Annotated in this window: 14 protein-coding genes; 12 read left to right on the top strand and 2 right to left on the bottom strand. The window is 64.3% G+C overall.

The window, feature by feature from the left end:
* Window position 1 precedes the first annotated feature (1 nt).
* The 9 genes from VHP37_24575 (at window position 2) to VHP37_24535 (ending at window position 13,323) form a co-directional block, all read left to right on the top strand.
* Entirely contained in the window at window positions 2–1,249 is a 1,248-nt protein-coding gene (locus VHP37_24575) for a TIGR03087 family PEP-CTERM/XrtA system glycosyltransferase (protein HEX2829543.1), read from the top strand.
* Entirely contained in the window at window positions 1,246–2,808 is a 1,563-nt protein-coding gene (xrtA, locus tag VHP37_24570) for an exosortase A (GenBank protein ID HEX2829542.1), read from the top strand. The genes VHP37_24575 and xrtA overlap by 4 nt, the downstream gene beginning before the upstream one ends.
* The gene (locus tag VHP37_24565) at window positions 2,805–3,965 is read left to right on the top strand and encodes a TIGR03088 family PEP-CTERM/XrtA system glycosyltransferase (GenBank protein HEX2829541.1); all 1,161 of its coding nucleotides are present in this window, start codon (window positions 2,805–2,807) and stop codon (window positions 3,963–3,965) included. The genes xrtA and VHP37_24565 overlap by 4 nt, the downstream gene beginning before the upstream one ends.
* A 2-nt stretch (window positions 3,966–3,967) precedes the next feature.
* A complete protein-coding gene (locus VHP37_24560) occupies window positions 3,968–5,887 on the top strand; it encodes an XrtA/PEP-CTERM system amidotransferase (GenBank protein HEX2829540.1) in 1,920 nt (639 codons plus the stop codon).
* 3 nt (window positions 5,888–5,890) lie between these two features.
* On the top strand, window positions 5,891–7,081 hold the full coding sequence (locus VHP37_24555) for a glycosyltransferase family 4 protein (protein HEX2829539.1): 1,191 nt from the start codon (window positions 5,891–5,893) through the stop codon (window positions 7,079–7,081).
* Window positions 7,078–8,286 (top strand): glycosyltransferase family 4 protein, encoded by a 1,209-nt coding sequence (locus VHP37_24550; protein HEX2829538.1) that lies wholly within the window; start codon window positions 7,078–7,080, stop codon window positions 8,284–8,286. Before VHP37_24555 ends, VHP37_24550 begins: the two co-directional genes overlap by 4 nt.
* Window positions 8,287–8,292: 6 nt before the next feature.
* Window positions 8,293–9,588 (top strand): putative O-glycosylation ligase, exosortase A system-associated, encoded by a 1,296-nt coding sequence (locus VHP37_24545; GenBank protein ID HEX2829537.1) that lies wholly within the window; start codon window positions 8,293–8,295, stop codon window positions 9,586–9,588.
* 137 nt (window positions 9,589–9,725) lie between these two features.
* Complete coding sequence (locus VHP37_24540) at window positions 9,726–11,861, top strand: GNAT family N-acetyltransferase (protein HEX2829536.1); 2,136 nt, start codon at window positions 9,726–9,728, stop codon at window positions 11,859–11,861.
* Window positions 11,862–12,066: 205 nt separating this feature from the next.
* Window positions 12,067–13,323: a polysaccharide pyruvyl transferase family protein gene (locus VHP37_24535; protein HEX2829535.1), complete on the top strand. Its 1,257-nt coding sequence runs from the start codon at window positions 12,067–12,069 to the stop codon at window positions 13,321–13,323.
* A 20-nt stretch (window positions 13,324–13,343) separates the two neighbouring features.
* On the opposite strand, the gene VHP37_24530 is transcribed toward VHP37_24535, so the two are convergent.
* Both VHP37_24530 and VHP37_24525 read right to left on the bottom strand, forming a co-directional pair.
* Window positions 13,344–15,419 carry a glycosyltransferase gene (locus tag VHP37_24530; GenBank protein ID HEX2829534.1) on the bottom strand — a complete coding sequence of 692 codons (2,076 nt, stop codon included), beginning with the start codon at window positions 15,417–15,419 and terminating at the stop codon, window positions 13,344–13,346.
* 5 nt (window positions 15,420–15,424) lie between these two features.
* A complete protein-coding gene (locus VHP37_24525) occupies window positions 15,425–16,900 on the bottom strand; it encodes an oligosaccharide flippase family protein (GenBank protein ID HEX2829533.1) in 1,476 nt (491 codons plus the stop codon).
* Between the two features lie 98 nt (window positions 16,901–16,998).
* Here VHP37_24525 and VHP37_24520 point away from each other — a divergent pair, with 98 nt between their 5' ends.
* Genes VHP37_24520 through VHP37_24510 form a run of 3 tightly spaced genes read left to right on the top strand, consistent with a single transcriptional unit; the run spans window position 16,999 to window position 21,487 of the window.
* The gene (locus tag VHP37_24520; GenBank protein ID HEX2829532.1) at window positions 16,999–19,089 is read left to right on the top strand and encodes a hypothetical protein; all 2,091 of its coding nucleotides are present in this window, start codon (window positions 16,999–17,001) and stop codon (window positions 19,087–19,089) included.
* A gap of 14 nt (window positions 19,090–19,103) precedes the next feature.
* The gene (locus VHP37_24515) at window positions 19,104–20,330 is read left to right on the top strand and encodes a glycosyltransferase (protein HEX2829531.1); all 1,227 of its coding nucleotides are present in this window, start codon (window positions 19,104–19,106) and stop codon (window positions 20,328–20,330) included.
* Window positions 20,327–21,487, top strand: a complete 1,161-nt coding sequence (locus VHP37_24510; GenBank protein ID HEX2829530.1) for a hypothetical protein — start codon at window positions 20,327–20,329, stop codon at window positions 21,485–21,487. The genes VHP37_24515 and VHP37_24510 overlap by 4 nt, the downstream gene beginning before the upstream one ends.
* Window positions 21,488–21,494: the final 7 nt, after the last annotated feature.

Genomic DNA, 21,494 nt, shown 5'->3' with positions numbered 1-21,494 from the left:
CGTGAGCAACCTGCTTTTCCTGGCGCACAGGCTTCCGTACCCGCCGAACAAAGGCGACAAGGTGCGCTCGTACCATCTGCTCAAAGCGCTGGCTCGTGACCATCGTGTCTTTCTGGGCACGTTCGTGGACGATCGTGCCGACGCCGCTTACGTCGGCAACCTGGCGCCGCTGTGTGCCGGTTTGCACGTCGAGCCGCTGAGGCCGGCGGCGGCCAAGGTGCGCAGCCTTACCGGGCTGCTCACCGGCGAAGCGCTGACGCTGCCGTACTACCGGGACGGCAACCTCGCGCGCTGGGTGCGCCGCACGGTGGCAGAACAGGGCATCGATACCGCGGTCGCGTTTTCCTCACCGATGGCGCAGTACGTCGAGGGGCTGCCGGGCGTGCGGCTGTTCGTCGATCTCGTCGACGTCGACTCGGCGAAGTGGCAGGAATACAGCCGCTCGCATCACTGGCCGTCGTCGTGGATCTATGCGCGCGAAGGACGGCGTCTGCTCGCAGCCGAACGCGCGATCGCCGCTCGTGCCGAGCGCTCGTTCCTCGTCACGCCCGCCGAAGTCGCGCTCTTCAGCCGGCTCGCGCCCGAGTGCGCGGGAAGGGTGGACGCGATCGGCAACGGCGTCGATTCGGAGTACTTCGCTCCGCAGACCGAGCGGCTGTCGCCGTATGCAGCGGGCGAGACGCCGGTGGTGTTCACCGGCGCCATGGATTACTGGCCGAACGTCGACGCGGTCACGTGGTTCGCCGACGCGGTGCTGCCCGCCCTGCGGGCGCGCAGGCCCGACGTGCGGTTCTACATCGTCGGCATGCGGCCCGCGCCGGCAGTCGAAGCGCTCGCAAGCGATGCGATCGTCGTCACGGGCGGCGTTCCCGACGTGCGGCCGTACGTGCAGCACGCCGCGATCGCCGTGGCGCCGCTGCGTGTCGCTCGCGGCATACAGAACAAGGTGCTCGAGGCGATGGCGATGGGCAAAGCAGTCGTGACTTCGCGGGCGTGCGCGGGCGCGATCGAAGGCGCGACGGACGACGTGGTCACCGGCGTCGGGAGCGCCGGCGCTTTCGTCGATGCGATCGATGCGCTGCTGGCCGATCCCGCACGGGCTCAAGCGCAGGGCGCCGCGGGCCGCCGCTTCATCGCCGCGCGCCATAGCTGGGATCGACAGCTCGAGCCGCTGTTGCGGCGCATTGCGCAGCCTGCCGCCTTCGCTGCGAGTCCGTTCGCGCGAGGACACGAGGCGCTGGCGCCATGAAACGGGATCTGCCGACCGATTACGATGTCGCTTCGTCGGCGCGGAGCGGCATGACGTGGCGTACGAGCGCGATCGCGATCGGCGCGTGCATAGCGTGCGTACTGGCGCTGTATGGCTCCACCGCGCGCGGAATGGTCGAGATCTGGACGCGCTCGGACACGTTCGCTCACGGCTACGTCGTCGTTCCGATCTCGCTGTGGCTCGTCTGGAGCGAGCGTGCCGAGATTGCGCGGGCGGTGCCGCGTCCGGCATGGTGGCCGCTGGTGCTGCTTGCAGCCGCGGGCGCCGCCTGGCTTGCGGGCGAGCTTGCGAGCGTCAATGCAGTGACCCAGCTCGCGCTGGTGGCGATGGTCGTGTGCGTCGTCGTCGCGCTCGTCGGCGGAGAGGCTGCGCGCAGCCTCGCATTTCCGCTCGCCTTCCTGTTCTTCGCGGTGCCGATCGGCGAGTTCGTGATGCCGCGGCTCATGGAATGGACCGCCGACGTGACGGTGCTCGGGTTGCGCCTCACCGGGATTCCGGTTTATCGCGAAGGGCAGCAGTTCGTCATACCCAGCGGGCGGTGGTCGGTCGTCGAGGCGTGCAGCGGCGTGCGCTACCTGATCGCCTCCCTCATGGTCGGCACCCTGTTCGCGCACCTCGCGTATCGCTCAGCGCGTCGCCGCATCGCATTCATCGCGTTCGCAGTCGCGGTGCCCATCGTCGCGAACTGGATGCGCGCCTACATCATCGTGATGCTCGGCCACCTGTCCGACAACAAAGTGGCTGCCGGCGCCGACCACCTCATCTACGGCTGGGCTTTCTTCGGGATCGTGATGGCGATCCTCTTCTTCGCCGGCGCGCGCTGGCGCGAGGATCGGACCGGCGCTGCCGTAACAGCTTCGGCCGCGGCTCCGGCGGCGGGCCGGAAGGGCCGGAGCGTGATCGCGACCGCAGCGCTCTGCGTCGCCGTCGCGGCGGTGTGGAAGCTCGCGTTCGTCGCGATCGAGCATGCCGACGCCGCGAGCGCCCCGCAACTCGCGCTCGTGCAGCCGGGCGGCGGATGGCAGCGCGTCGATGCGTCGCGTGATGCGTGGCGCCCACGCTTCGAGAATCCCGCCGCGGAAACGAACGCGATCTTCAGCGACGGCACCGCACGCGTCGGGCTCTTCGTTGCGTATTACCGGAACCAGGGCTACACGAGCAAGCTCGTCAGCTCCGAGAACGTGCTCGTCACGACCAAGGACAAGCGCTGGGCGCAGGTGAAGTCGGGCGCGCGCAGCGTCGACGCCGGCGGTCGTAGCCTCGAGGTGCGCTCGGCTGAGCTCAAGGGTGCGAGCGGCGAGCGTATGGTCGTATGGAGCTGGTACTGGATCGCCGGCCGCACCACGACCAGCGATCACGTGGCGAAGGCGTACACCGCATTGTCGCGGCTGCGCGGTGAGGGCGACGATTCGGCCGCGGTGATCGTGTATGCGACGGGCGCGGACACGGCCCAGGCGGTGAAAGCGCTCGAATCGTTCGTCGCGGCATCCGAGGGACCGATTTCCGCTGCGCTGTCGCGAACGAGGTCCGTGCGATGAGCCCAGCCGATCCGCGTCCGCTGATCGCGCACGTCGTGTATCGCTTCGACATCGGCGGTCTCGAGAACGTGATCGCGAGCCTCATCGACTGGCTGCCCACCTACCGGCATGCCGTGGTGGCGCTGACGGAGGTCACTGCGTTCCGCGAGCGCATCGCACGGCGCGACGTGGAGTACATCGCGCTCGGCAAAGCCCCGGGACACGCGGTGCGGCTGTATCCCGCCTTGTACCGTTATTTCCGTCGTGCACGGCCGGCTGTCGTGCACACGTGCAACCTGGCCGCGCTGGAAGCCGCCGTCCCCGCATGGCTCGCGCGCGTTCCCGTGCGCGTGCACGCGGAGCACGGCTGGGACGTGCACGATCGCGACGGATCGAGCCGCAAGTACCGCCATATCCGCCGGTTGTATCGGCCTTTCGTCAGCCGCTACGTCACCGTGTCGCCGCACATCGTCGAATACCTGACGCGCGGCGTCGGCATAAGCGAGGCGGATGTCTCTCTGATCTTCAACGGGGTCGATACCGATCGCTACGCGCCCGCTGCGGGCGGGAGCGCGGCCGTGCCGTTCGACGGCGGTGCATGGGTGGTGGGAACGGTCGGACGGATGCAGGCGATCAAGAACCAGACGCTGCTCGCGCGCTCTTTCGTGCGCGCGCTGCAGATAGAGCCTCGCGCCGCCGACAGCATGCGCCTGGCGATGATCGGGGACGGTCCGTTGCGCAGCGTAGCCGCGGCCATCCTCGCCGAGGCCGGCGTCCATCACCTCGCCTGGCTGCCCGGCGCACGCGACGACGTGGCGGCGATCATGCGCGGGTTGGGATGCTTCGTGCTGCCGTCGCTGGCGGAGGGCACGTCGTGCACGATCCAGGAGGCGATGGCGAGCGGCCTGCCGATCGTCGCTACGGCCGTGGGAGGCAACGCCGACTTGGTGACCGAAGGCGTCACCGGCACGCTCGTTCCCTCGGGTGACGTCGACGCGATGGCGCACGCGATCCTGCGCTACTGGGGCGACCGCACGCTGGCTGCGCGCCACGCAGCGGCGGCGCGCGCGCGCGTCGCCGAAGCATTCAGCATCCGCGCGATGGCGGACGCCTACGACCGGCTGTTCTCACGGCTGCTCGCCCAGCGGGCGCCGCAGCTTGCACCCGGAGCGGCCTGATCGTGTGCGGCCTCACCGGCATCTTCGACACCCGGCACCGCCGCGACATCGATCGCGGCGTTTTGCACCGCATGAACGAGAGCCAGCACCATCGCGGGCCGGACGAGGGCGGCCTGCACGTCGAGCCGGGTATCGGCCTCGGCCACCGGCGGCTGTCGATCATCGACCTCGCCACGGGACAGCAGCCGCTCTTCAACGAAGACGGCAGCGTCTGCGTGGTGTTCAACGGCGAGATCTACAACTACCGCGACCTCATACCCGAGCTGACGGCGCTCGGGCACGTGTTCCGGACGCGCAGCGACACCGAAGTCATCGTGCACGCATGGGAAGCGTGGGGCGAAGACTGCGTGCAGCGCTTTCGCGGCATGTTCGCTTTCGCGCTGTGGGATCGGAACAGCGAAACCCTCTTCCTCGCGCGCGACCGGCTCGGCGTGAAGCCGCTGCACTACGCGCTGCTCCCGGACGGCCTGCTGCTCTTCGGCTCCGAGCTCAAATCGCTGCTGGCGCACGGCGGCTTCTCGCGCGACATCGATCCCTGCGCGGTCGAGGAGTATTTCGCCCTCGGCTACGTCGCCGAGCCGCGGTGCATCTTCAGGCAGGCCCGCAAGCTGCCGGCGGGACATACGCTGAAGGTGCGGCGGGGAGAGCGGGTCGCGGAGCCGCGCCAGTATTGGGATGTGCGATTCGGCGCGACCTCACCCATCGGTGAGGTCGAAGCTCGCGAAGAGCTGATCCGGCGGCTGCGCGAATCGGTGAAGCTGCGCATGGTGTCCGAAGTGCCCCTCGGCGCGTTCCTGTCCGGTGGCGTGGATTCGAGCGCGGTTGTCGCGATGATGGCCGGTGTTTCCACCGAACCGGTGAACACCTGCTCGATCGCTTTCGCCGACCCCGCATACAACGAAGCGCAGTTCGCGCGACAGGTCGCGGATCGATACGCCACGCGGCATCACGAGGACCTCGTCGACAGCGAAGACTTCGGCCTCGTCGATACGCTCGCCGCGCTCTACGACGAGCCTTATGCGGACAGCTCGGCGATCCCGACCTATCGCGTGTGCCAGCTCGCGCGCAAGCACGTCACCGTAGCGCTGTCGGGTGACGGCGGCGACGAAGTCTTCGCAGGCTATAGGCGCTACCGCATGCACCTGGCAGAGGAGGGCGTGCGCGCGCGTTTGCCATTGTCCCTGCGCCAGTCGGTCTTCGGCCTGCTCGGTCGCGCGTATCCCAAGCTCGACTGGGCGCCCCGCGTCTTCCGCGGCAAGACGACATTCCAGGCGCTCGCGCGCGATGCGGTCGGTGCGTATTTCCATTCGGTCTCGGCCGTGAGCGACGACCTGCGCAGCGGCGTCTTCAGCGGTGAGCTCAAAGCGGCCCTCGGCGGCTACAACGCGGTGGAGGTCTTCCGCCGCCACGCGGCGTACGCCCGAACCGACGATGCGCTCGCGCTCGTTCAGTACATCGACCTCAAGACCTGGCTGGTCGGCGATATCAATACCAAGGTCGACCGAGCGAGCATGGCGCATTCGCTGGAAGTGCGCGAGCCGCTGATGGATCACGCGCTCGTCGAATGGGCCGCGACTCTGCCGAGCGCTTTCAAGCTCGCCGGCGGTATTGGCAAGAAGGTGTTCAAGCAGGCGCTCGAGCCGTACCTGCCGAACGACGTGCTTTACCGGCCGAAGATGGGTTTCTCGGTTCCGCTTGCGCGCTGGCTGCGCGGTCCGTTGCGCGAGCGCATCCGCAGGTCGTTGCGCGGAGAGCGCCTGCTCGACACCGGCTGGTTCGATCGGCGCACGCTCGAGCAGCTCGTGGAAGAGCACGGATCCGGACGGCGTGACCACAGCGTGGCCATCTGGTCGCTGCTGATGTTCGACGCGTTTCTCGGCCAGGCCGATCACCGCATTGCCCGGCCCGCGCTGGCCGCGTAAGACATGCGCATTCTCTACCATCATCGCACCGCCTCCCGCGACGGCCAGGCGGTCCATATCGAAGAGATGATCTCGGCCCTGCGCAAGCTCGGGCACGAGCTGATCGTCGTCGCGCCGGGCGGCGACGGCGGCGCCGGGATGGGCAACAAGATCGGCTGGGTGCATCGGCTCAAGTCGGCTTTGCCTAAAGCGTTATACGAGCTGCTCGAGCTCGCGTATTCGCTCGTTGCGTATCGGAGGCTCGTCCGTGCGATTCGCGACGCGCGGCCCGACGTCGTCTACGAACGCTACAACCTGTTCATGCTCGCCGGCGCGATGGTCCGCAGGCGATTCGGCCTGCCGCTTCTGCTGGAGGTGAACGCGCCGCTCGCGCACGAGCGCGGCCGGTTCGGGGGGCTCGGCCTGCCGCGGCTTGCCGCATGGGCGGAAGGCGTGGCATGGCGCAACGCCGATTTCGTGCTGCCGGTCACGAGCGCGCTGGGTGCGCACGTGCAACGCCGCGGCGTGCCGGCGTCGCGAGTCGCGGTCATCCCCAACGGCATCAACCTCGAGCACTTCAGCGCCGCGCCGCCGCCTGCTACCGCAAAGGCGACACTGGGCTACGGCGACGAGATCGTCCTCGGCTTTACGGGTTTCGTACGCGACTGGCACGGTGTGGATCGTGTGGTGCGATGGCTCGCGAGTGCCGCGGCGCCTCGCAACGCGCGGTTCCTCGTCGTCGGAGACGGTCCCGCGCGCGCCGATCTCGAAAAGCTGGCCGCGGACCTCGGGCTTGCCGAACGCGTCAGGTTCACCGGCGTCGTCGATCGCAGCGCCGTGCCCGCGTACGTGGCCGCATTCGATATCGCCTTGCAACCGGCAGTGGTCGAGTATGCGTCGCCGCTCAAGCTCTTCGAATACCTCGCGCTCGGCAAGGCCATCGTAGCGCCGCGTCAGCCCAACATCGAAGAAGTGCTCGTCGACGGTGAAAACGCGGTGCTGTTCGATGCATCCGGAGCAGGGCTCGAAGCGGCGCTGACGCGGTTGTGCGGAGACGCTCGCCTGCGCGAGCGCCTCGGCGCGGCGGCCGCCGCCACCATCGCGCAGCGCAACCTTACGTGGACGGGTAATGCGCGGCGTGTGGAATCGCTTGCGGCGGAGCTGTCCGGGCGCGGCCCGGGCAGCCTGGCCGCGGAGCACGGAGCGCGGCGGTGATCAAGCTGCTGACTTTCACGACGCTCTACCCGAACAGCGTCAATCCCGCGCACGGCATCTTCGTCGAGACGCGCCTGCGGCATCTCGTGGCGAGCGGAGAGGTGCAGTCGAAAGTGATTGCGCCGGTGCCGTGGTTTCCGTCCAAGCATCCGCTGTTCGGAGAATACGCGGCTTTCTCTGCCGTGCCTCGGGTCGAGGTGCTCAACGGCATCGAGATCCGTCACCCCCGTTATCTCGTGCTGCCGAAGATCGGCATGACGGTCACTCCGTTCACGCTCGCGCGTGCGGGTATCGCGGCGGCGCGCAAGCTGATCGCGGAGGGCTATGACTTCGATGTCATCGACGCGCATTACTTCTATCCGGACGGGGTTGCGGCCGTGATGATGGGCAAGGCTTTGGGCAAGCCGGTCGTGGTCACGGCGCGCGGGACGGACATCAACCTGATACCTCGCTACGCGCTTCCGCGCCGCATGATCCTCTGGGCGGCCGAGCATTGCGCGGAGATCATCACGGTCTGCGCCGCTCTCAAGGACGAGCTCGTCGCGCTGGGCGCCGACGGCGCAAAGATCACCGTCCTGCGCAATGGCGTCGATTTGAAGCTGTTCAGGCCCGAGGATCGCGGGCAGGCACGCGCGGCGCTGAATATCACGCGATACAGCCTGGCCGCGGTCGGTCGTCTGGTCGAGGCAAAGGGGCACGATCTCATCATCCGTGCGTTGCCCCAGCTTCAGGATGTCGAGCTGCTGATCGCGGGAACGGGACCCTGCGCGCAGGCACTGCGCGAGCTCACGGTCTCCCTCGGGGTGGCGGATCGCGTCCGCTTTCTCGGGCGTCTGTCTCAGGGCGAACTGCGTACGCTCTATAGCGCGGTAGACGCGCTGGTGCTCGCGTCGGTGCGCGAGGGGTGGCCCAACGTCTTGCTCGAAGCGATGGCCTGCGGAACGCCGGTTATCACGACGCGCCTGGCGGGTTGCGCCGAGGTCGTGACTGACCGCGCGGCCGGCGTCCTCATGCGCGAACGATCGTCGAGCGCGATCGCAGAGCACGTGACGGAGCTGCGCCGCGATGCTCCGGATCGCGCCGAAACCCGGCGCTACGCGGAGCGGTTTTCGTGGGACGACTCGACGGTCGGGCAAGTCGATCTGTTCAAGCGGGCCTGCTCGACGACGGGCGAGCTACGGGCGGCCGCACTACGTTCGACCTGATGCCCGATGCGTGACCTCGCCATTACTTCGTTCCTCATCATCGGTGCGCTTGCCGCGCTCGGCCGGCCATGGCGGGGGGTGATTCTTTGGGCAATTGTGAGCCTCATGAATCCGCACCGCCTCACGTGGGGATTCGCCTATGACTGGCCATGGGCGCAGTGGATCGTCGCAACGACGATGATTGGTTTGTTGTTCCATTGGAAGGAGGCGCAGGCGAAGTGGTATGCGCCGGTGATTCTGCTCGTGGTATTTACGGTGTGGCAGAGCATCACGTATCCGTTCTCGTTCAACCCGGAGCTCAGCTATGAAATGTGGACGCGGGTACTGAAGATCAACTTCATGCTGCTGGTCACGATCGCGCTTCTGCATACGAGGAAGCACGTGCACGCACTGGTGTGGGTGATCGTGATATCGCTCGGATTGTACGGGGTGAAGGGTGGCTTGTTCACATTGGCGACGGGAGGACATTACCGCGTCTACGGTCCTACGCAGACGTTCATCGAAGGGAACAACGAAGTGGCGTTGGCGCTGACGATGGTTATCCCTTTGATGTACTACCTTTCGTCGGTCGCCACCAAGAAATACGTGAAGTGGGGCTTGCGAGTCTCGATGTTGTTATGCGTCGTCTCGGTTCTGGGCAGCCATTCACGCGGTGCGTTGGTGGCAATCGCCGCGATGTCGGTGCTCTTGGTGTGGAAGAGCGAAAAGAAACTTGGCGTGGGCGCTCTTGTTGTGCTCGGTGCCGCACTGATACTTCCGCTGATGCCGGAGCAATGGTGGGAGCGGATGGAGACGATCCAGGACTACGATACGGACGCGTCGGCGCAGGGTCGGATCAACAGCTGGTGGCTTACCGTCAACGTGGCCAAGGCGCACTTCTTCGGCGGAGGCTACGCCATGTATACCCGCGACGTATTCGCACAATTCGCCCCGAATCCGCTGGATATTCACGTTGCACATAGCATTTACTTCTCCACGCTCGGGGAACACGGAGTGGTCGGCCTCGTGCTCTTCCTCGCTTTCTGGGCGGCGACCTGGCGCGCAGCCGGGTGGGCACAACGCGACGCGCGCGTCCGGACGGGGCCGGAGTTCGCGTGGGCGCGTATGTTGTTCGCAATGGTCAAAGTGAGCCTCATCGGGTATCTCGTCGGAGGCGCGTTCCTGAGTCTCGCCTATTTCGACCTGCCGTATTACTTGATGGCGATCGTGGTCGTCACGCGTTACTCCATAGAAAAGGCGAGGCAACAAGAGCCGGTGCTGCAACACGCGACGCCCCCGAGTGTTGCTGCTCAGCCGCACTGACGAGACTTTTTGTGCGCCGCGAGGCGGCTGCCACGGCGTTATGCCTGGTCGCCCGCTCACTAGCACAAACCGCGCGAGTCCCTACGTATCGCAACGTTACGAAGACCGGTACACGCTATGTTGAGCGTACGAGCATGATGGCTTGGTTCAAGAACCGCCTGCGCGCGATTGCCTATGGCGTTGGAGTCTATGGATTGATCCATCGCGTACGGAACAGGCACACGCTGACTGTTTTCATGTTCCATCGCGTGCTTCCGCGTTCCAGTACGGCTTTTGCGAGTGCCGAGCGGGAGTTTACGCTCTGCGTCGAGAATTTCGCGCGATCCCTCGACTTCATTCAAAAGCACTATCACGTGATCGACCTCGATCATGTCGCGCGCGCAAGAGAAGGAAAGCGGCCTTTACCAACTCGCGCGGCCCTTATCACCTTTGATGATGGCTGGCGCGATTCACTCGAATTCGCGTACGCCGAGCTTCGTCGGCGGCGCATGCCATGCGTAGTCTTTGTCGCCTCCGAAGTCCTGAATACGGAGCAACCGGTCTGGTGGCAGGATCTCCTAGTCTCGGCACTCGCGGAATCGACTGAGATCGCGGAGTTGAAGACGTTGTTCCCGCCTCTTGGCGAGGGCCGGGCAAGTGCTCCTATAGGTATCCAGGAATACACCGCGGAGCTCGCGCGGCATCCCCTTGCCGATCGCTATGAGATGCTGCGCAGGTATGCGCCCTGCCATGCCCCTGGGCGGCAGATGCTTACGGCTCATGATGTGCAGGAAGCCGATCGCACGCTCGTCGAGTTTGGAGGTCACGGGCATACCCACGCCCCTCTGACCCACGTCGATGATGTAGACGGCGAGCTCAACGAGTCATTCACCGCAATTGCCAACGTTGCCGGCAAGGTGCGATCGATGTCGTTTCCGCATGGGGCGTTCGATGAGAGTGTGGTAATGAAGGCGGCGTCGGCAGGCTTCGAAATGCTTTTTTCGAGCGAGCCGGTGCTCAACCGTCCCCAGACGCAGGGGCGCGTGCCCGGTGTGTTTGGCCGCGTCCATCTGCCAGAGAATCAGTGGACTTGCGACGGGTTGAACATATCGCATCCAAAGCTCGCGACTTTTATGTTTTTCCGGCCTCAGCGGAACCCATGTGCGCCACGCGATCGCACAAGCATCCCCGTTCCACGCCAGCCTGAAGCTTTCCTGATCCATGCACTCCCCGGGCGCGCACATGGCGATTGGTCCGGGGTCGTCAAGCGAATGGATGATCTTACGCAGCAAGAGCGTGACGCGTGGCGGAAGATCCAACAAGAACACCCGGAATATCAATCACCTTTCTTCTCGGCGGAGTTTTCAGCCGCGGTCGCAAATGCATCCCGGCAAGTGCGGGTGTGTCTCTTGCACTTCAACGGTCGTTTGTGCGGCTTTTGGCCGTTCCAGTTTGCCAATGACTTTGCCCGCTGGTGTCGAGCTGCAGAACGCGTTGGTTCTGAGCTCAATGACTCGTGCGGAGTCATTTTGGACACTGATATAGCCCCAACCATCGATGCGGTTACGTTGCTCGCCTGCGCTGGACTATCGCATTTCCTTTACAGTCATTTGGACGAACGGCAGCTGGAACTGGGATTAGCCGGGGCAGAGCCTCGGGTCGGAGCGAGTATCTCGTTGCCTGATGGGTCTGACTCGTATTGGAGTGGTGTGAGGCAGCGCCATCGTGGCGTGTTCAACAACATCAAGAACAGACAACGCAAAGCTGAAAAGGATTTCAAACGCGTCGCCTTTACGTTTGATCAGGAACATTCATGGGAGTGGCTGCAAGTCGCCATTTCACAAAAGCGCGAGCAATACCGCGTGAACGGGGTGCCCGACGCGCTGGCGGAGGCGTGGAAGGGACATGTGCTTGAGAATCTGCGCGTGCAGAAGTCGCCCGGGTGCGCTCTCGTCCTATCCACGCTCGAGTTCGACGGCGTGTGGGCGGCAGTACATATCGGTCTGCGATCGTTCGACAGATTGCATTACTGGTTTCCCGTCTATAACCCCGCTTTACGCGGATACAGCCCGGGGTTATTGCTCCTCTCGAACATCATCGAGGAATCTGGTCAGCATGGGGTGTCGCACATCGACCTGGGAGAAGGTAAGAGCCAGTACAAGGACTGGTTCGCAACCGAAGAGTATCGGGTGTTCCGTGGCGCGTGGAGCGCTTCGGATATTCGGAGTATCGCTTATCGGGTTCAGTTGTCCGCTGGCTGGCGCTTGTCGCGTTATGCGGCCGCGCTCAAGTAGATATAAGAAAGCCTGGCGGCGCGATTGGTTCGACGCGGCCCGCGAAAAAAACGAGGAAGGTTTGTTACTTAGCTCTATCCCTGTCGAGGAATGCGCGTGCGAGGCCAGGCGGTGATGCGGGGCCAGCAGTGCGCATCGGCGATCCGACATCTATCGGAGATACGGCGATCAAGGACGCTACGGCTGTGCTGAAGAGGTTCGCAAGATGTTTGTAGAAGCGAAAGAAGCGTTTTCCCGTGATCGAGCGCTGCGAATCGCGCTATATGCGCCGATCGCCGAGCACGCGGCCTATAGCGCGATTAAAAAGAGACCTGTAGCCCGTCTCAAGAGCGTTATCAAGAACGCTTGGAACCGTTTGAGCACGCGGATCACCGGCACGCTCGTGTTGAGCGATTACCATTACCTGACCCGACAGCACACGAACAAGGGTGACCTAGCCATTAGAGTGGCAATTCGAGAGCAGCTGATCGAAGCGTTCAATCCGCAGCAGCTGGAGTTTTTGGAGATCACCTGGGGCGACATGACGCCCGAGCTACTGCGGGAGGTGAACGCAAGTTGCGACTTGTTCGTGATCGGCGGCGGAGGCTACGTCTTCGTGCGGGGCGACGGCTCTACGAACACACGCTTGGAGGACATCAACTTTTTACGGCAGATCAGTTGTCCGGTCATCGCCTACGCTATCGGCATGAATCGATTGATGCACGAGCAATTGTGTGGGCTGGATGAAGTCACCGCCGAGACGAAGAAAAAGCTTGGCGAGCTTGCGCGGCTCTGTGCTCACATGTCCGTGAGGGATGTGGAGACGCGTCAACTATTCGCCATGCACGTCGACAAGTTGCAAGCGCCAGCCGTAGTGGGTGACCCGGTGCTGTTTTTGAGAAAACGCAACGAATCGAGGGGCCGGGGCGTTGTCGCCGAGCGATGCCGCATTGGCATCAATCTCGCTGCGCACGGCTGGCAGGCCATCCAGGTCCTAACAGGGGCGCTGAGCGAGCTCGTTGCGTTCCTGCGATGGCTAAAAGACGAATACGGCGCGGAGCTCGTTTACTTTGTCCATCACGATCTCGAGCATCCTGTCGCGGACTACCTACAGGCGCAAGGTCTGCAACTGGTCAAAATCGACACCGATCCGGTTTCAATGATCGGGGAGTATGCGGAAGTGGACTTTGTAATCTGCCAAATGCTGCACTCGAGCATTTTCGCCGCAAATGCGGAGGTCCCTTTCCTGAGTATTGCTTACGATCAAAAGAACCTGGCATTCTGCCGATTGCTCGAGGTTCCGCAGTGCTGCATCCCACACGAGCATGCCACCGTGGCTACGTTGCAGGAGGCGTTCCGCACGTTGTTCGGCGTGCGCGATGAGTTGCGTGGCGTTCTGCAGCGTCGGAAGCAAGAACTACAGGCCGACATGCTGGAGTTTCAGAGGCGCATTAAGGAGTTGCGGGCCCACGTAGGTGACTAGCGCAGCCGTCGGACGCGTCCCTAAGAGATTCGTTCCTCCGCTACGACCGGGAACCGAATGCCGAGCGTCATCAGGTATTGCACGAGCAACCTGTTCGACGTCTTTGCCCAAGGCGAGAAACGCGGCAATTGATAGAGCGACGTCTGCCGCGTGGCCGCCCCGAGGGCAGTCGTGACCGCCGCGGCGAATCCGGCTTGCCGCACGTAGCGCACGTGCGTCGATACGATGTCCACGCCCGGGAGGCCGTTCGGATAGGCAAACAGGTTCACCGGGGCCCGGATCACGCTCTCGAGCATCTCCTTGGACTCGGCGATCTCTGCACGCGCCTCGTCGTTCGAGCAGCGCGACAGTATCGGGTGATTCACGGTATGTGCCCCGATAGAGAAGCCTTTGTCGTGCAGCGCGCGGACGTCGTCCGCGGAAAACAGGGGGTAGTCACGCGCGACCCCCGACAGCTCCTCGCATTCCAGAATGAACGCGTCGCGGTGCTCGGCGCCGAGGTACTTCGCATGTTTGATGACGTCCGCCGCCTGTACGGGGGCGAGCGGGTGAGAGCGTACTCCGTACTTGCGGAGCAGCGGCTGCAGGCGGCGGGGCTCGCCGCCCAGCGCGTTCAGGACGCGGTGAAGCCTTTCGAACCATAACGGCCGCCCCTGCAGTTGGCAGGTCGTAATGAAGAATGTCGCCGGCAGACGGTGCGTTTCGAGGTACGGAACGACCCCGGTCAACCAGTTGCTGTAACCGTCGTCGAACGTGAGGGCGGCGGCAAACGGCGGCAACGCATTCCTGCCCAGGCGCGCGATGGCGTCCTCGAGAGGAAGCAACACGAAATAGCGCTGAACCACGGCGAGCAGTTGCTCGAAATCGCGGAGCGTGAATTCGTCCGGGCCATACTCGTCCGACTCGCCGGGGACCTTGTGGAAATTGAAGATCGTCAGCTTCTCCGTGCGGCGGCGGACCACGTCGCCGCTGACGACCCCGGCTGCGAGCCTTGCCCATAACGGAGCGCCCGCGCGGCGCGAAATGATGGGCGCCGTGACCTGCGGCTCCAGGGTCGCCGGCCGCGCCGCCATTGATCGCTCGTCGGAATCGGATCGCAATGACCGAGCGCGCTCGCGCATCACCCTCGCGGCGGCGAGGCCCAGATAGACCAGCGCTCGCGACGGACGGGCACCGCCTTCGAGCGCTTTCCGAAATGCATCCAGGGCGACGGAAGCATTCCCGTCCCAGTAATGCGAGTAGCCGTGCGCGAAGTAGGTCATCGCCACGCGCCGGCGAAACTCCGCGTCCGGGATGGTGTTGCCGTTCGGATCGACGGTGCCCCACTGAGCGTGCGCGCGCTGAAGTATGAACGCGAGATGATTTTCCGCGTCCAGCCTGTGCATCGCGCTCGCCGGATGCATGCGATACAGCGCGATCGGTGCGTCGAGACAGTCCATTTCCGCGACCCGGGATGCTCTCAACCAGAAATCGTAGTCCTCGCCGATTCTCAACGATTCGTCGAAGCCTCCAATGCGCTCGTAGACGGTTCGCCGGATCATTGCGGTGTTCATTCCGACCAGCAAGCCGAGCAGCAAGCGCGTATAGATCCAGCCGGATCGAGTCGGTTCTGGACGCGCCAGAGTCGAGCAATTCCTGACGAGACCGGCGGCAGCTGGATACTCGCCGTCTTCGCCGCGTTCCCACCTGATGAAGCCGCCGAACACCACGCCGACTTCGGGATGTGCCTCGAGGTAGGCGGCCTGTGCGGAAAGCTTGCCGGGGAACCAGACGTCGTCGGCATCAAGAAACGCGAAGAATTCGCCTCGCGCCTGGCTCATTGCGAAGTTGCGCGCGCGGGATACGCCGCCTTTGTCCCGCCGGAAGACGCGTATGCGGGGATCGAGGTCCGCGAGCGTGGAGTACGCGAAATCGTCCGAGCCGTCGTCGACGATCAGGATTTCGATGTTCCCGAAGTCCTGGCTCAGGATGCTGTCGAGCGCCTCGCGGATGTACTCCCGGCAGTTGTATACGGGAATGATGACGGAAACGACGGGCGCTTCACCGGCGCTGGCGTTCGGCTCGGCACTCTGCTGCGTCTGCAACGATGTGTCCACGGCGGTTATCGGCTTCCCGAATCCGAGCGTTTCCTGACCTGCAGCGTCGCGCTGACGGTGGAGAGCATCAGCAGCAGCTCGCGACGAAGGGGATGCCGGATGAGAAGCAGCGTGACCGTCCAGACGGGCAGCACGATCGCACCGGCAACCACGAGCCGCTCGAACGGCGCCGCAACCGAATCGAACAACAGCGCTTTGATGCCTGCGACCGCCAGGCTTACCGCGAGGGTGAGGGTGAGGCTCGACACCAGTGGCAACATCAACTGCCCTGGCCTGGTTTGGATGTGCTTGTGGGCGAGATACAAATACGCCGGGATCGAGGCCACCTCCGCGATGACCACGGCGTACGCGAAAGAGACGAGCGAGCCGTCGAACAGGGCGAGACCGAGCGCGATCTTGGCTGCCACGACCAGCACAAGAGGCAAGGCCGTCCAGTACGGCCTGCCGATGCCGGTCAAGGCCGGCTGCAGGAACGAGAAGGTGATCTGCACCGCGCACGCGAGGCAGAGCAGGGGGATGACCGGCGCGCATTCGAGCCACGCGGATCCGTACAGGGTTTCGATCACTTCCGGGGCGAGCGCCGCGGTGACTGCGAGGATGGGCCAGGCGATCGCGGTCAGGTAGGCGATCGCCCTGGTCACTTCGGCGCCGAGATCTGCCCCGCTGTGATGCACCGCCGCCATGTAAGGCAGCGACACGTAGTTGAGCGTCGGGCCGGTGACATGGTTGAGGATGTTGACGGTCGAATTCGCCCGGCTGAAGAGTCCGACGTTGTGCGCGGTGCTGAGCTTGCCGAGGAAGAGGTCCGGAATCGCGTTGTCGATCGCTTTCAGCGCTGATGAGAGCATCGCACCGAGTCCGAAGTGCGCAACGCTGCGCCAGCCTCTGAGGCTGGGCAACCAAGGCAAACCCTTCGGCCGCAGGAGGTTGTATGTGGTCACCGAGGCGATGATGTTCAGCAGGTTCCCCCAGGCGAGGCTCATGTAGCTGAAACCGAGGTAGGCGAGGGTGATGCAGGAGGTCGCGTACACCACGGTGCTCACACCGGTCGCAATGGCCGCTTTCCCTGCCTGGAGCTCGCGGCCAAGGACGGCGTTGGACACGGCTCCGAACGGAATGAAGAAAAAGCCGATCGCAAGCACCTTCATCGTGTCGCCGACGCCGGGCTGCCTGAAATAAGCCGCCAGGAAGTCGCTGGCGACGAACAGCGTCGCGGCAATAATCCACGAGGAGGTCATCAGCACACCCAGCGCCGCGCGCAGCATGTCAGGCGTGAGGTGCTTCTGCCTCTTGATGAACGCAGCTACCCCGAAGTCGCGAAATACGTGCGAAAAGTTGACGACCACGGCGGTGATCGAAAATATTCCGATCTCCGACGGGGAGAGCAGGCGCGCCAGCACGATCGACACGATAAAATTCGTGACGGTCGCGAAATTCGAGGAAAGAAACTGTATCGCCAGTTTCTGACGGAGATGTAGCATCTGCCACAATGTTGAAACGAATCGGCACCCCTGCCTTCGGGGCGTGAGTCTAACAGCTGACTTCCGGCGTCGTATCGCCCGTAAGGCAGTTTCGGGAAATGCGTCCTTTTAAGGCGGCGTGGGCCCTGCTTTTTCTGCTCGTCTGCTGCGCGGGAGCGGCGGCGGCCCCGCGGAATTCGGTCTCGATCATCAACCGCAGCGGCGCGGAGGAACTGAACTATCCCGTGCAGCTAGGGCGGCCCTTCGTCGAGGGCGAAGTGGCCCCCGGCAAGTCCGTCGAGGCGCGCATCGACGACCGGCCGCTGCAGACGCAGGTCGACGTCAAGCAGCGCTGGCCCGACGGATCTCTTAAGTACGCCATCGTTCTGTTCGTCGTCCCGAAGCTTCCGGCCGGCCAGCCCGTCGAAGTGGTGTTGCATCCGGCCGGGGCGGCCGCAGAAGCTGTGCCCCTCAGGCCGGCCGAGATGCTCGATGCGAGGTTCGACTTCGACGCGACGATCAATGTCGCAGGAACGTCGATTTCGGCGCGCGAGATGCTTTCGCGAGGCGACTTCGCGTACTGGACGAGCGGCCCGGTCGCCACGACCGTGATACTCGGCGATCACTCGGCGCGCCGGACCTACGACGTCCGCGCATCGTCGTTTCGCCCGATTTTCCACGCGACGTTCTGGCCGGCGATCAACAAGGTGAGAGTCAGGTTCATCGGCGAGAATTCGCTGACGACCGATATTCGGGATTCGCGCTACGACCTGATGCTTTCGGCGGGACATGCGCGCGCGCAAACCTTCTACGAGAAGCGCGACGTGAAGCACTACGCCGCGACGCGCTGGACCAAGGAATACTGGCTCGGCGGCGAGCCTGCGCGAAACGTCGATGTGGACTACAACCTCGCGTATTTGAGCGCTACCCGCTTCGTGCCGAATCTGGAAATAGCCGCCCGCGCGGAAAACTCGCGCGCCGTCGCTCAATATCATTCGCGCTGGCTGAAGCAGCCGCGAGATCTGTACGACGCCGGCTTGTGGACCAAGTACATGCCGACCACCGGCGGTCGGGACGACATCGGCCTCATGCCGGAGTGGGTTGCGCGCTGGATCGCCTCGGGCGATGCGCGCATGCGCGAAGTCGCGCTCGGTTCCGCGGACCTGGCCGCGGCATGGCCGGTCCATTATCGCGAGGGGAACGCGGCCAGGAAGTACGACGCGTCGGGAAAGATCGCCGCGATTGGCCGGCCCGTTTCGGTGGTCGCGTGGCCGACGATCTGGCTCGTGAACAACGCCGGAGTGCCGTACTTCGTCAAAGGCGATCGGATCACCGAGCAGGCCTATCCGCACGTCAGCGGCGGGTGGATAGCGGATGGGGCGCATCAGCCAGATCCATTCTCGATCGCGTATGTCGTGACCGGCGACTACTGGTACCTGAAGGAGTTGCAGTTCTGGGCCGCGGCCTGGGCGCTCATGTACAACCCCGGATTCAGACCACCGGGCGTTGCGAGGATCGACGATCAGGTCCGCGGCGACGCGTGGGTGTTCCAGAACCGGGTGAATGCCGCTTTCCTTTCTCCCGATGGCACACCCGAGCAGGCTTACTTCAGAACGCTGGTCGATCAGGCCTTGGCGATCTGGGAGGGCGAACGGGACGTTCATGGGCGCTACTCGGGCTCGGACCTATGGTCGTGGGCACGCCGAAATGCGGTGGAGCGGTCGCCACTTCATTTCTGGGGGCGCGGCAGCACTGAAAGCCGTGCCTTGGCCAACTTTGTAACACCCCAGGTAGCCGCGACAGAACCGCTCTGGATGAACTACTACGTGATGGCGGTCCTTGGCGTCGCGAAGGAGAAAGGTTTTGCGACGGCGCCGCTGCTGCGCTGGCATTCGCGGCTATTGACGACCCAGTTCGGCGCCAAGGGATACGACTCGCGGCTCCTGGCTGCCTATGTGACTCCGATGAAGCGATCGAACGGAACCTACTTCCAGACGTGGGAAGAGATCGGGAACGCATACGCGAGCGTAGCCAAGGTCAACCGGTCATTCGACAACAGCGCCTACGCCATTCAAGCCGCGACTGCGGCGGCGTTCGTCAGCGGAGAAGAGAGCGGCGCGGATGCGTGGTCGTGGCTTTCCAAGAACGTTCGGCAGGCACGATGGTACGACCCCACCGCGAATGCACGCTGGGCGGTCGTCCCTCGATGAGCAGGCGCGTGCTCATGGTCGCTTTTCACTTCCCGCCATTCGCCGGCAGCAGTGGCGTCCAGCGTGCTCTGAGATTCGTGCAGTATCTGCCGGCATTTCAATGGCAGCCTATTGTCCTGACCGTTCACCCTCGTGCTTACGAGTGCACCGCCGACGATCTCGTGGGTGAGATTCCCCACGACACGCCCGTGGAACGCGCGTTCGCGGTAGATGCTGCGCGCCATCTCTCGATTCGCCGGCGCTACCTGCGGATCACCGCGACCCCAGACCGCTGGACGATGTGGCGCTTCGGCGCGATCCGCTCGGGATTGCGGCTGATCGAGAAATGGCGCCCCGATGTGATCTGGTCGACTTACCCGATCGCTACCGCGCACACGATCGCCGCCCGTCTGCACCGGCGCACGGGATTGCCGTGGATCGCGGAGTTCAGGGACCCGATGGCACAGAGCGATTATCCGACCGACCCGGTGATATGGAAGAGCTTCAAGCGCATCGAGGAAGACGCGTTGAGCTCGTCGAGGTTCGCCGTCTTCGCGACGGCGGCCGCGGCCGAAATGTATACAGCCCGGTATCCGGACGCTGCCGACCGCGTGCGCGTGATCGAAAACGGATTCGACCAAGCCGCCTTTGAGGCGGTGGATGCTTCACCTCTCCGGCACACGCCGTTGACGTCAGGGGCGACGACGTTGCTGCACAGCGGTGTGGTGTATCCCTCCGAGCGCGATCCCAGCCACCTCTTCGAAGCCGTGGCGAACCTGCGGCGGCAGGGCGCTATCGATCCGGCGCACCTGCGTCTGCGATTTCGCGGCTCCGGTCACGACGCGTTCGTGCGATCGCTCGCTGCACGGGCTGGGGTCATCGAGTTCGTGGAGCTGCTGCCCTCTACCGCGTATGGGCAGGCGCTGGAAGAGATGGTTCGCGCGGACGGTCTACTGCTTCTGCAAGCCGCGAATTGCGACAACCAGATTCCGGCGAAGCTGTACGAATACGTTCGAGCGCAACGACCGGTGCTCGCGCTGACTTCCCACGAAGGCAGCACCGGCCGCTTTCTGCGCGGTGCTGGCGTCGATTCGATCTCCCCGCTCGATTCGGTCGAGGCGATCGCACGGCTGCTGGTGCGCTTTGTCGAGGACGTGCGGGCAGGGCGGGCGGTAACGCCGGCGCAGTCGTCGATCGAAGGCAGGTCACGGCGAGCCGGCGCGGGCAAGCTCGCAGAGCTGCTCACGGAGGCGTCACGGTGACGCGGTTAGCCGCCGCGATCTGCCTCGCGTGGCTTACGAGCGCGTTCGCTGCGGAGCCTGCGCCCTCGGCGCCAGGCCGCGTGCTGACCGTCGGCCCGGGCCAGCAGTACGTCTCGATCGCAGACGCGGCGCGCGCGGCACGGGACGGTGACACAGTCGAGATCGCTGCGGGGGAATATCGGGCGGATGTGGCGGTGTGGACCCAGAAGCACGTCACCATTCGCGCGGTCCAGGGACGCGCGCGCCTCGTCGCAGACGGCGCCGCGGCGGAAGGCAAGGCGATCTGGGTCATGCGCGGCGGAGAGTTCGTCGTCGAGAACATCGATTTCACGGGAGCACGCGTGCGCGAGCGCAACGGCGCCGGCATACGCTTCGAAAGCGGCCGGCTGATGGTGCGCAACTGCACGTTCACAGACAACGAGAACGGCATCCTCACGGCGGGAGACGAGAATGCGGCGCTGGAGATCGACCGCAGCGAATTCGGTCATAGCGGCGCCGGTGATGGATACAGCCATAACCTGTATGCCGGAACGATTCGCAAGCTCAGCGTCACGCGCAGCTACTTTCACCACGCGAGGACAGGCCATCTGTTGAAGAGTCGGGCCCGCGAGAACGACATCCGCTACAACCGGCTGACCGACGAGACCGGCGGGCGGGCAAGCTACGAGCTCGAGTTTCCGTCGGGCGGCGTCGCATACGTCGTCGGGAATATCGTCCAGCAAAGCGGCACGACCGAGAACCCCATCGTCGTCTCGTTCGGAGGGGAAGGCTATCGCTGGCCGCGGAGCGAGCTCTATCTGGTCCATAACACGCTCGTCGACGATCGCGGGCCGCCGGGAACGTTGCTGAGAATCGCACCGGGCGCCGATCGCGTGGTCGTTGCGAACAATCTGACCGTTGGAGGCGCAGAGCTCGCAGGGGACCGCGTCGGCCACTACACAGCGAACTTCAACGTGAGGCCGAGCGATCTTGCACGGGGAAGCGCGTTCGAATATCGGTTGCCGAGGAACTCCGGCCTACTCGGGCGTGCAGTGCCGATTGCGCCTATCGACGGCGTGTCGCTGACACCGCTCGAGGAGTACGCACATCCGCTGAATAGCCGGCCGTTGGCTGGCTTACGCCTCAGCCCCGGGGCATTGCAGCAGTCGTCGCCGTGAGCCGGGC

Source organism: Burkholderiales bacterium (assembly GCA_036262035.1).
Classification (GTDB): domain Bacteria; phylum Pseudomonadota; class Gammaproteobacteria; order Burkholderiales; family SG8-41; genus JAQGMV01.
The sequence above is the reverse complement of the archived record's forward strand: the minus strand, read 5'-3'. Positions and strand labels throughout refer to the sequence as shown.

What these genes read in the sequence shown, in the direction of transcription:
- xrtA (HEX2829542.1), top strand. Translation starts at nt 1,246, where the DNA reads ATGAAACGGGATCTGCCGACCGATTACGATGTCGCTTCGTCGGCGCGG.
- VHP37_24565 (HEX2829541.1), top strand. Translation starts at nt 2,805, where the DNA reads ATGAGCCCAGCCGATCCGCGTCCGCTGATCGCGCACGTCGTGTATCGC.
- VHP37_24555 (HEX2829539.1), top strand. Translation starts at nt 5,891, where the DNA reads ATGCGCATTCTCTACCATCATCGCACCGCCTCCCGCGACGGCCAGGCG.
- VHP37_24545 (HEX2829537.1), top strand. Translation starts at nt 8,293, where the DNA reads ATGCGTGACCTCGCCATTACTTCGTTCCTCATCATCGGTGCGCTTGCC.
- VHP37_24540 (HEX2829536.1), top strand. Translation starts at nt 9,726, where the DNA reads ATGGCTTGGTTCAAGAACCGCCTGCGCGCGATTGCCTATGGCGTTGGA.
- VHP37_24535 (HEX2829535.1), top strand. Translation starts at nt 12,067, where the DNA reads ATGTTTGTAGAAGCGAAAGAAGCGTTTTCCCGTGATCGAGCGCTGCGA.
- VHP37_24525 (HEX2829533.1), bottom strand. Translation starts at nt 16,900, where the DNA reads ATGCTACATCTCCGTCAGAAACTGGCGATACAGTTTCTTTCCTCGAAT.
- VHP37_24520 (HEX2829532.1), top strand. Translation starts at nt 16,999, where the DNA reads ATGCGTCCTTTTAAGGCGGCGTGGGCCCTGCTTTTTCTGCTCGTCTGC.
- VHP37_24515 (HEX2829531.1), top strand. Translation starts at nt 19,104, where the DNA reads ATGGTCGCTTTTCACTTCCCGCCATTCGCCGGCAGCAGTGGCGTCCAG.